Here is an 11036-nt window from a genome sequence, read left to right as displayed (position 1 = left end):
GTAAATTACACATTATTAAAACGGCGTTTTAATAATAAAACAGATCAAGATCACATTGCAGTAAGCTTATTGTATTACAAATTAATAAATCTGCTTATTATGACGTCAACGAATTTAAGAGTAGACATTAACTTGGTCTAGGAGGCAGTTAGTGCACCGTTTTTTCTCTGCTGATGAACACCCCTGGGAACAGGTGAGTCAAGGCATCAAACGTAAGATTGTCGGCTTTACCGATGATCTGATGGCGATGCATCTTTGTTACGACAAAGGAGCAAGCGGTACGATACATAGGCATGAAATACACGATCAGATTGTTTATGTCGTTAGTGGCCGTTTTGAAGCTATCGTCGATGGGCAAAAGCGTGAGTTAAAGGCGGGTGATGCATTTATGGTGAAAAAGCTTCTTGACCATGGCACCACCGCACTAGAACAAGATAGTGTTCTACTCGATATTTTTTCTCCTTCACGTGAAGACTTTTTAAGTTAATCACTCCAAAGTGGGATCGCACACAATGAACCAATACAAAATCGCCATCATCGGCGAATGCATGGTAGAACTACAGCGCAAAGGTGACCTTTTAAAACAAGCCTTTGGCGGTGATACGCTCAATACTGCGCTATATCTATCTCGGCTAACTCATGCTCACGACATTAAAGTAAGTTACATTACAGCACTAGGTAACGATCCGTTCTCGGCTGAGATGATAGAGGGCTGGAATCAAGAAGGTATCGATACAAGCTTAATTCTGCGCCTTAATGACAAAATGCCAGGCCTATACCACATTGAAACCGATGAAACTGGTGAGCGTACCTTCTTTTATTGGCGAAATGATGCAGCGGCCAAATTCGTTTTCGACCAACAAGAATCAGAACAACTCATCGACACCTTATTAGGTTACGATGCGGTTTACTTAAGTGGTATTACCCTTGCGATCCTGACTGATTCAGGACGCGATAAGTTGTTCGGCTTCCTAAAAGCATTTAAAGAAAAAGGCGGGCATGTCTTCTTTGACAACAACTTCCGCCCGAAATTGTGGGCAGATCAGCTCACAGCAATCAATACTTACAAAGCGATGCTTAGCTATACCGATACTGCCTTGTTAACATTTGAAGATGAACAGGCCTTGTTTGGTGACATGTTTGTTGAGCAATGTATTGAACGCACAAGCGAAGCTGGCGTCTCAGAGATTGCTATTAAGCGAGGTGCAAAAGATTGTTTGGTTATTGTGAACGATCAGGCTAATTACGTCGCACCTAAACCAGTTGACAATATTATCGACACCACTGCAGCTGGCGACTCGTTTAGCGCAGGTTACCTAGCGAAACGCCTAACTGGCGGCGATGCTCTAAAGTCAGCCGCAATGGGTCACAAAGTCGCAGGTACGGTTATTCAGCATCGCGGTGCCATTATTCCCAAGAACGCAACACCAACTCTTGATTAGTAGGACAAATAAAATGACGACAGTAAACGAACAGCTAGCAAGCTTGAAAGTAATTCCAGTAATTGCCATCAACAAAGTTGAAGACGCTATTCCACTAGGCAAAGCGTTGGTTGACAACGGTATGCCATGCGCTGAGATTACGTTCCGCACTGAGTGTGCAGCTGAAGCTATCGCTGTAATGCGTAAAGAGTTCCCTGAAATGCTTATCGGCGCAGGTACTGTGCTGACTAACGCGCAGGTTGACCAAGCAATTGAAGCGGGTGTTGATTTCATCGTAAGTCCTGGCTTTAACCCACGAACAGTCCAATATTGTTTGGATAAAAACGTACCAATTGTACCGGGCGTAAATAACCCAAGCCTTGTTGAACAAGCAATGGAGATGGGCTTACGTACACTTAAGTTTTTCCCTGCAGAACCTTCAGGTGGCGTAAACATGCTAAAAGCACTTACGGCGGTTTACCCAGTAAAATTCATGCCTACAGGCGGTGTAAGCCTCAAGAACGTCGACGACTATCTGTCTATCAAGTCAGTATTGGCTTGTGGCGGTACATGGATGGTTCCTACCAACCTAATAGACGAAGGTCGCTGGGAAGAACTCGGTCAACTGGTTAAAGATGCAGTTGCACACGTAAACTAATCCGTATTGACCTTGCAGTTTAATTCGGGAATTAGCGAGCCATTGGCTCGCTTTTTTTGTCCCACAATAAGTGCATATCTGCCCACTTTCGCTTGAAGTCTTCACCGTTTGAAAAAGCATAGGCGTAACAACCGCACAATAGGCAAAGCAAATTCAAATACAATTCGTTCATAACTCGTTGATTTGTATTAGAGTTAATTTGTGAGGATTTATGTATCGTTTTCCACACAAAATAAAGATGCGTCTCCCATCACACTTTAAGCTTATTGTAATACAAAACTACAAGAGGATTATTTACTATAATCGTCAGTATGAATGATATAAGGCTGAAACATGACTATTGATACTCTTGTAGTACTCGCCTACTTCTTTTTCCTGATCGCTATCGGTTGGATGTTCCGTAAATTCACCACGTCGACCAGTGATTACTTTAGAGGTGGCGGTAAGATGTTATGGTGGATGGTAGGTGCTACCGCTTTCATGACACAGTTTTCAGCATGGACGTTTACAGGTGCCGCAGGACGCGCGTTCAACGACGGTTTCGTTGTTGTAATCCTATTCTTAGCCAATGCATTTGGCTACTTCATGAACTACCTCTACTTCGCACCAAAATTCCGTCAGTTACGAGTAGTAACGGCAATTGAAGCGATTCGTCAACGCTTCGGTAAAACTTCAGAGCAGTTCTTCACTTGGGCTGGTATGCCAGACAGCTTGATCTCAGCTGGTATTTGGTTGAACGGTCTAGCAATCTTCGTGGCAGCTGTATTCAACATCCCAATGGAAGCAACAATCGTTGTTACTGGTCTAGTACTGATGCTAATGGCAGTAACAGGTGGTTCATGGGCGGTCGTAGCATCTGACTTCATGCAGATGTTGGTCATCATGGCTGTGACAATCACCTGTGCAGTTGCAGCGTACTTCCACGGTGGTGGTCTAGGAAATATCGTAGATAATTTCCAAGGCGACTTCATGATGGGTAATAACCTGAACTACGTGAGCATCTTTATCCTTTGGGTAGTGTTCATCTTCGTTAAACAGTTCGGTGTTATGAACAACAGCATCAACGCTTACCGTTACCTATGTGCTAAAGACAGTGAGAACGCGCGTAAAGCGGCTGGTCTAGCCTGTATCCTAATGGTCGTTGGCCCACTAATTTGGTTCCTACCACCATGGTACGTAGCAGCATTTATGCCTGACTTTGCTGAGCAATATGGTTCAGTAGGCGGTGACGCGGCATACCTAGCATTTGTGCAAAACGTAATGCCAGCAGGCATGGTGGGTCTACTTATGTCAGCTATGTTCGCGGCGACTATGTCTTCGATGGACTCTGGTCTAAACCGTAATGCTGGTATCTTTGTGATGAACTTCTACAGCCCTATTGTTCGCCCTCACGCGTCTCAAAAAGAGCTAGTTATAGTAAGTAAACTTACCACTATCATGATGGGCTTTATCATCATCGGTATCGGTTTGTTTATTAACTCGTTGCGTCACCTGAGCTTATTCGACATCGTATTGAACGTTGGAGCGCTTATCGGCTTCCCAATGCTTATCCCGGTGCTACTTGGTATGTGGATTCGCAAAACGCCAGATTGGGCTGGTTGGGCAACACTTATCGTCGGTGGTTTCGTTTCTTACATCTTCGGTATCTCACTACAAGCAGAAGACATTGAGCACCTGTTCGGTTTGGAGCAAGCTCTAACAGGTCGTGAGTGGGGAGATCTTAAAGTTGGATTGAGCTTAGCAGCACACGTTGTGTTCACTGGTGGTTTCTTCATCCTAACGACTAAATTCTACCGAGGACTATCGTCTGAGCGTGAGAAAGAAGTAGAACAATTATTTACCAACTGGAATACCCCGATTGTTGCAGAAGGTGAAGAGCAGCAAAATCTAGATACTAAACAGCGTTCAATGCTAGGTAAACTTATCAGTGTGGCTGGTTTCGGTATCCTTGCTATGGCTCTAATTCCAAATGAACCAACAGGACGCCTATTGTTCCTACTATGCGGTTCAATGGTACTGACTGTGGGAATCCTATTGGTTAACGCATCTAAATCTGGTTCAACGAAAAAAGCGCAAATTGCGAGCTAATCATTGAACTCAACAGAAAGCCGCGCAGAGTCTTCTCTGGGCGGCTTTTTTTTGCTAAACGTAAGTGAAAGTTAGTCCATCATTTCCTTCATACACATCTCACACAACTGTGGTTTCGGTCTTGTTCGCTGATACTTTAACCAAAACTCAGGTTCGGCTTTGGTGACAAAAATCCCGCCAAGCAAAGGTAAAAGTAGACCCACAGATACTAACGAGATCGAGTTCCCAGCAATCCATGTAGAAATACTCAATGCGATAAGCGGAAAGAACAGAAAACAGATCGAAGCAGCAAACGGCGTAGACACCTGGCCTAATTTGAAATACGCCACAATGCCGCCGACACTGGCAAATACCCCTAGGTACAACACCGCTGTCATCGAGTCCAATGTGAACAGGCTTATGTCTGGTTGCTCAATCACCCAAGAAGTGAACAACAAAAACAATGACGCAAGAAAGCTTGGTACCGCATTATAGGTAAGCACTGGCGTGCCTTTGCAAAACCGCTCCACAAACACATACATAACTGCATGAATCGCTACCGCACCACCTAGGGCAGCAAAGCCAACCAAGTAGTTTTTGCCTCCCAATTTCATCTCTGTCGCCAGAATCAGAATGAGGCTTAACACCGCGACTAGTAGTCCTGCGATTTGCACTTTTCGCAGGCGTAAACCAAGAAACAGGCTCGACATAACCATCACCGCAATTGGCATGTTGGCGAAGATAATCGAAGCCAACCCAGAGGAAATATATTGCTCGCCAAATATCATCAACGTAAACGGAATCGCAAAGTAGAAAATGGCGACCACATACATCCACACTCGCTTTCCTTTAGGAAAGAATAATGGTTGCTTTAGGTACTTCGCCAGTATCACCAATAGAGGTGCGGCGATGAGAAAACGCATCCCCGTTGCGAAAATTGGTGGAATAGTCTCAACGGCCACTTCCATTGCAAACCACGTCGTTCCCCAAATAAGGCACACTGAGACAAACAGTAAAATAGGTAGCTGTTTATGCGACATCACAACCTCCTAATTTACTACAACGAATGAGATAGCACAGAGGCGTGGCATTGAGCTTGCCACAAGCTTTGGATTTAGTTTTCATTTTTTATTCCCATCACAGGATGGTGCAAATAGCTTTATTTGCACACACAACAAGTCCGCGTGAGTAATCACGCAATAAAATTGTTAACAGCGAAGCGCTGTAAGACAGGAACTAGGCGATGGGAGGTCGGTAGAGCGAGTGCATATCTGCGCTCGTATAAAGACTAGCCAGTCTTTGTGTGAGTTCATAACGATACGGAGCAAGGCGAGAATCTTGTGGCGTCTCAACTAAAGCAGAGCCTGATGCGTGACCATGGGAACAACACTGCTTTTCGAAGCAGGTTCCTCCAGGCTCACAACAGCCTGAGTCCTCAGTTTGCAATGTATCGGAGGTGATACCGCAGAACTTCACATGCATGACTTGCGCCATGCTCAGTGATGATTGCGGTGACGAGACTTCTGCACGCACTGCTCCACTGGATAATACGAATATTACCAGTATCGCTAGCCAGCTACAGATTGTAGATACGCTTTTAGCGAGCATCACAACGTCTCATTCAAATAAGTAGAAAAAACACTTAAAAATTCTGAGTCTGAAGATACCTATCCAAGCTGGAACACACAATAGCCTTTGAGACGACTTTACATTTTTTTACGCGAATTTGGTGACCTGTATTAGCGCAACGATACCTTTGTGTGAATAACGCTACTTTGTAGAAATAACGTTAACTTGCACCATCGCTCTCGTGCATCATTACTGACAATAATCCAACTTGCGTACCCAATCATCAAAACGTCGTAGCCAATCGTCGGCATCACTTCCTTCTCGGACATAGACGCCAAACCCATGTCCACCTCGCTCAAATAATGTGAGTTCACTAGACACAGATGCTGCCACTAGTGCATTGTGCAGCTTAAGGCTATGTTCAGCTACAACAACATCATCGTCTTTAGCGTGCATAATGAGCATCGGGGCAACATCTGGGGAAATACGCTCATCAATAGACAACAAACTTATTTGCTGCGCATCGTTTAAGGCCTTAACGACATTCTCATAAGAACCCAAATGAGCGACACCAGAGGTCATCGATACCACAGGATACATTAAACAAGTGAAGTCTGGTCGGTTAGACAGCGTATCGGTACTTAACCATCCGGCTAAATGACCACCTGCGGAAAAGCCCATGATACCTACCCTTGCCATGGGGACTAGCTGGCGAATCAAAGTCAATGCTGCTCTTGCATCGACGATGGGCGCAAGCTTTTCTATGTCAGAGCCATTGTTTTTAATAGGCAGTCGATAATTTAAACAGAACGCATGATAACCCATTTCGCTAAGGCACTTTGCCACCTCTACGCCTTCGTTATCAATCGATACAATTTGATAGCCTCCACCAGGGATAATGAGAATAGCGTGACCATTGCTTCGCTCAGGCGGAAATTCAAGCAGTTCAGGGGAGCATATATCGGAAATGAGCCGATGAGGATAGCGAAGCGGAGTTTGCGAATCGTTTACTTTCATTGGAGAGCGTTCCGAAAATCCATCACCTTGCTCAAGGGAATGGACTGTTACTGCTGGGAATAACTCCGAAAGCGAATAAATAGATTGCATCAAATTACTCGTTATTATTCTTTAAGTTAAATACCAAAGTAAAACGCTTCTTACATGTCCACAAGCGTTTATTGTGTAAACAATGAGCAGCTTCTCAGTACAAAAAAGCCGACCAAACGTCGGCTTTTGAAACTTCAATGCACAGTATATTAATCGATAAGTGTGCGTACATACTCTGCCAGTTCCGGTTCTTGGCAGTTGGAGAAAAAGCATTCTTGAAACTGAGCACTACCGACCGCCGTTTTCACCAACTCTTGGTCAATTGCCTTCAGTGACTCCACAACATCTTTGCAAACTGCAGCTTTTACTTCTGACAAAATCGCAGCATTTTTCTGTTGAGGTTCTGCACGTTCAATAGGGTAACCTTCGCCACGATTACCAGTGAAGGCCTTTTCAAAGATATAACGTACATTCAGTTCACCGGCCCAACCAAAGCCTTTCGCAAACGCCAGTGAAATCGCATTACCGTTGTTAATTTGATTGAAAAGGAATGCATCAGATGGCTCTAGGCAGTAGCCACATACTACTCCTGGGTGAAGGTTGCTTGCCATCATCGCGCCTTGTCCTGTGCCACAGCCAGTCACGACAAAGTCCACCGCTTTTGAATTCAGTAGAATGCTCGCCATAATGCCAAGGTGAATATAGGTAAGATGATGGTCATTTTCATCCGTCATACCTACGTTGAATACGTCGTGACCTAAACCGCCCGCTACTGTATTTAATTCAGCCGCTACCATAGCATTTTTCGGCGCTTGGCTGTTTTCCATCATTAGTGCAATTTTCATGTTCTTTCCCCAACGGCCTTATTAGCCGCGAATTTTCCTAAAACTAAATAACTGTGTCGTCGACCAATACGTTGGCCATGCTACGGCTCAAACATCATGAACCGTGCGCTGACCATCGCGAGCTAATCTAAAAATGGTCAATAAATTTGTTAATAGAAGCGTAGCTTCGAGCAGGACGCCGCCAATTGAACCCACCATAATATTGTTTGTTAACCAGCACACTGCACCTAATAAAAAACCGATTCGCATCGCAATGCCCTGAAGCATAAACAGCGAATAAGTACCAATTGCCACCCCTAAAATTGGCCAAAGCTGCGATAAGTTTTCGGCTATCACACCACCTAAGAGAAGACTCAACGCAATGAAAATCAGAGCGACGATTTTGGAACTTGTGTAAATGGCAGCAGTTGTTCTGACCGCAGAGAGTGCAGCAGCTAACGCAGAAGTTAACGAACCCAACAATAAAAAGTGGATAAGGTGATTAACGTTCAGTGCCAGCATCAAAATCTTCAGTCGTTTGTCGTTTTTTTGGTAAAAGGTAGCAATACCTAAACCATAACTTACAAACCCTAGTATCTGCCCAACAATGTACGCGTCCATCACCTAATCGTCTCCGGTTAGCGTGCCAACCATCCACCATCAACCGCAATGGTATAACCATTAATATAGTCTGATGCTTGTGAAGCTAAGAATACACAGGGACCTGCTAGATCTTCTGGCGTACCCCAACGATCGGCAGGAATACGCTCTAGAATTTCTGCGTTACGCTTTTCGTCTGCACGTAGCGCCGCAGTATTGTTCGTCGCCATATATCCAGGTGCAATTGCGTTAACATTGATGCCTTCTTTGGCCCACTCATTTGCCATCAAACGCGTTACACCCATCACGCCACTTTTTGAAGCGGTATATGATGGAACACGTATGCCACCTTGGAATGAAAGCATGGAGGCAACATTGATAATCTTACCGCCCTCGCCTTGAGCAATGAACTGCTTAGCTACCGCTTGAGACATGAAAAACACCGACTTGATATTGATGTTCATCACGTCATCCCAGTCTTGCTCTGAGAAATCGATAGCGTCGTTACGTCGGATAATACCTGCGTTGTTCACTAGGATATCAATTCGACCTAGTTCGGTAACTGCACGGTCAACAATGTTCGGAATATCATCAAGCTTCATCAAGTTAGCACGAATATCGATGAACTTTCGGCCGGTCCCTTCGATAAGCTCGATCGTTTCTGTCGGCTCAACAATATTCACACCGACAATATCACAACCCGCTTTAGCAAGACCCAATGCCATACCTTGGCCCAAACCAGTATCACAGCCAGTTACGATTGCGACTTTCCCGTCTAATTTGAATGAATCAAGAATCATTTTTTATTCCTTCATAGATGTAATTCGAGGATGAACCTTAGAAAGTTCTCACTGTTGTTAAATTAACCATACACAAAAAATGAATCGCATTAAAGTTATTTTTGAAATGCCGTTTCATTTTTATCTTTAACTTATGCAAGTTTGTGAAGGCAATCTCACTATCCGGTTCTGATTTTTATGAAAAGCCTTTTTGAAATTACTGACATGGTAAGGTTGCAAAGCTATAATCGCGCCCACAACAGAAAATCAAAGGAAGATAGATGGATAAGTCCACGCAGCCAGAAGCCGTGTCCTCGGTACTCAAAGTGTTCAATATTCTGCAAGCCTTGGGCGAGCAAAAGGAAATTGGCGTTTCAGAACTATCACAAAGACTCATGATGTCAAAAGCGACGACCTATCGTTTCCTACAAACCATGAAAACACTCGGTTACGTTTCTCAAGAAGGAGAAGCAGATAAGTACGCACTTACTCTTAAAATGTTCGAACTTGGTTCGAAATCATTGGAGTTTGTCGACCTTATTGATATTGCAGATAAAGAAATGCGTGAGATTAACAAAGTGACTAATGAAACGGTTCACTTGGGTTCTATTGACGATGGTTCGATCATCTATTTACACAAAATAGATTCAAGCTATCACTTACGTATGCATTCTCGGGTAGGCCGCCGCAATCCACTCTACAGCACAGCGATAGGTAAAGTGCTACTTTCCCACCTTCCTGACGCAGAAGTTCGTGTAATATTAGACACGGTCGAATTCATCAAACACACAGACAAAACCCACGACAACACAGAGCAACTGATTGAAGAGCTGAATACCGTTCGTGAATGTCATTATGGTGAAGACAACGAAGAGCAAGAGCCTGGACTACGTTGCATCGCTGTCCCTGTTTACGACCGTTTCGGCCATGCTATCGCTGCAGTCTCTGTCTCCTTCCCCATCATCCGTTTCGACGAAGAGAAGAAAGCAGAATACATCACTCTCCTACACAATGCCGGAAGGACCATTTCTGAGCAGTTGGGTTATCACAACTATCCTGTTTAGTTATCGTGGAATCTCGGGCTAAGTTGGAACTAGCCTGAGATCAAACTCAAGAATGGGAGGTTATCAAGGATCCCGTTTCCCTATCAACGAACAGACAAGTCCCGAGCTAGAATCAACGCTAAACCAAAGATCTGCAAAAACAGCGCGATATTCTTATAATACGCCATTTCTTCTTCCACAAATTGAATCGCTTCAGTCAGCGACAGGTTATCCAAGTAAAGTTCATCGATAATGTTGCGTTGTCCTTGCTGTGCTTTATTAATCAAACGCATCAATTCAGAAAGGTTAGCTAACTCTATTTCTGGGACATCAGCGTTTACCCATCGAGCGAGCTGTCCTCTTAGTGAGAGAGAAATTTCTGGCGTGATAGTTTGAGATTGAGCGAGATGAAGCTGCAAGGTTTCTCGCTTTCGTTCCAGTGTTTCCACTTGGTTCCAGGCAAGTTGGATGGAGTATAGATTACTGTTTTTACGCTCCTGAAGCATCGCGACTTCCCCAGACATTTTATCAAGCACCTGACTCGATAAAATGATGGCCGTAATATTAAGAATTAACCCAACTGAAACCATTACCCAAGCGGGAGGAAGTGCGACTTTCATAGACTATAACAACCTATCGAACGGCAGATAAACGAGGTTAGATAAGATAAGCACTACGATAACCAACACGGTGACTTGCATGCCTAGAACACGCCCTTTAAAGCGCTTATTTAGAATGCCATGAGCATGTAGAATACGACCAATAACAAAGCTGAGTCCCGTTAGATGAATCCAAATAGCGGGAGCCCCATTGTACTCTACCAGCGCCATCAATATCAGCGTAATAGGGATATAATCCATCGCATTGCCTTGAGCACTTCTGGCAATTTGGAGCCCTTCTACACCGCCATCTGCGTATGCTACCTGATTAATTCGTCGTTGTTTGATTACTTGAAAAGCTAACCAAAGCATAAGGCAAGCTAAAAGAGAGGCGTACAGCGCAGTGATCATTAATAAACCTTATTTTTT

At 44.1% G+C, this 11036-nt stretch carries 13 protein-coding genes; 5 read left to right on the top strand and 8 right to left on the bottom strand.

Translation table 11 applies throughout. The features are described from left to right. Nucleotides 1–151: 151 nt before the first annotated feature. The 4 genes from MMA19_RS11255 (at nt 152) to MMA19_RS11240 (ending at nt 4167) form a co-directional block, all read left to right on the top strand. Nucleotides 152–487, top strand: coding sequence for a cupin domain-containing protein (locus MMA19_RS11255; protein ID WP_031496039.1), 336 nt, complete (start codon nt 152–154; stop codon nt 485–487). Nucleotides 488–512: 25 nt separating this feature from the next. Continuing rightward, nucleotides 513–1442, top strand: coding sequence for a sugar kinase (locus MMA19_RS11250; RefSeq protein ID WP_006069862.1), 930 nt, complete (start codon nt 513–515; stop codon nt 1440–1442). A gap of 13 nt (nt 1443–1455) precedes the next feature. After that, nucleotides 1456–2079, top strand: a complete 624-nt coding sequence (locus MMA19_RS11245) for a bifunctional 4-hydroxy-2-oxoglutarate aldolase/2-dehydro-3-deoxy-phosphogluconate aldolase (RefSeq protein ID WP_240206242.1) — start codon at nt 1456–1458, stop codon at nt 2077–2079. A 333-nt stretch (nt 2080–2412) separates the two neighbouring features. Beyond that, nucleotides 2413–4167, top strand: a complete 1755-nt coding sequence (locus tag MMA19_RS11240) for a transporter (RefSeq protein ID WP_240206241.1) — start codon at nt 2413–2415, stop codon at nt 4165–4167. Between the two features lie 71 nt (nt 4168–4238). Here the strand turns inward: MMA19_RS11240 and MMA19_RS11235 are convergent, their stop codons facing one another. The 6 genes from MMA19_RS11235 to kduD all read right to left on the bottom strand — a co-directional run bounded on the left by MMA19_RS11235 (nt 4239) and on the right by kduD (nt 8986). Then, a complete protein-coding gene (locus tag MMA19_RS11235) occupies nt 4239–5186 on the bottom strand; it encodes a DMT family transporter (protein ID WP_240206240.1) in 948 nt (315 codons plus the stop codon). Nucleotides 5187–5382: 196 nt separating this feature from the next. Continuing rightward, the gene (locus MMA19_RS11230) at nt 5383–5754 is read right to left on the bottom strand and encodes a hypothetical protein (protein WP_240206430.1); all 372 of its coding nucleotides are present in this window, start codon (nt 5752–5754) and stop codon (nt 5383–5385) included. A 210-nt stretch (nt 5755–5964) separates the two neighbouring features. Beyond that, entirely contained in the window at nt 5965–6822 is an 858-nt protein-coding gene (locus MMA19_RS11225) for an alpha/beta hydrolase (protein WP_051868079.1), read from the bottom strand. Between the two features lie 149 nt (nt 6823–6971). Beyond that, nucleotides 6972–7607, bottom strand: coding sequence for an RpiB/LacA/LacB family sugar-phosphate isomerase (locus MMA19_RS11220; RefSeq protein WP_240206239.1), 636 nt, complete (start codon nt 7605–7607; stop codon nt 6972–6974). Nucleotides 7608–7694: 87 nt separating this feature from the next. Further along, on the bottom strand, nt 7695–8207 hold the full coding sequence (locus MMA19_RS11215; RefSeq protein ID WP_240206238.1) for a YgjV family protein: 513 nt from the start codon (nt 8205–8207) through the stop codon (nt 7695–7697). A gap of 17 nt (nt 8208–8224) precedes the next feature. Beyond that, nucleotides 8225–8986 (bottom strand): 2-dehydro-3-deoxy-D-gluconate 5-dehydrogenase KduD, encoded by a 762-nt coding sequence (kduD, locus tag MMA19_RS11210; protein WP_240206237.1) that lies wholly within the window; start codon nt 8984–8986, stop codon nt 8225–8227. A gap of 260 nt (nt 8987–9246) precedes the next feature. On the opposite strand from kduD, the gene kdgR reads away from it, so the two are divergent. Next, nucleotides 9247–10029, top strand: a complete 783-nt coding sequence (kdgR, locus tag MMA19_RS11205) for a DNA-binding transcriptional regulator KdgR (RefSeq protein WP_006069853.1) — start codon at nt 9247–9249, stop codon at nt 10027–10029. 83 nt (nt 10030–10112) lie between these two features. Here kdgR and MMA19_RS11200 read toward each other — a convergent pair whose 3' ends face one another. Together MMA19_RS11200 and MMA19_RS11195 are read right to left on the bottom strand one after the other, a co-directional pair. Beyond that, the gene (locus MMA19_RS11200) at nt 10113–10628 is read right to left on the bottom strand and encodes a DNA mismatch repair protein (RefSeq protein ID WP_240206236.1); all 516 of its coding nucleotides are present in this window, start codon (nt 10626–10628) and stop codon (nt 10113–10115) included. A gap of 3 nt (nt 10629–10631) precedes the next feature. Continuing rightward, nucleotides 10632–11018, bottom strand: a complete 387-nt coding sequence (locus MMA19_RS11195; RefSeq protein WP_240206235.1) for an MAPEG family protein — start codon at nt 11016–11018, stop codon at nt 10632–10634. Between the last annotated feature and the right edge of the window lie 18 nt (nt 11019–11036).

This window comes from Vibrio sp. CyArs1 (genome assembly GCF_022432925.1).
Lineage (GTDB): Bacteria > Pseudomonadota > Gammaproteobacteria > Enterobacterales > Vibrionaceae > Vibrio > Vibrio mediterranei.
The sequence above is the reverse complement of the archived record's forward strand: the minus strand, read 5'-3'. Positions and strand labels throughout refer to the sequence as shown.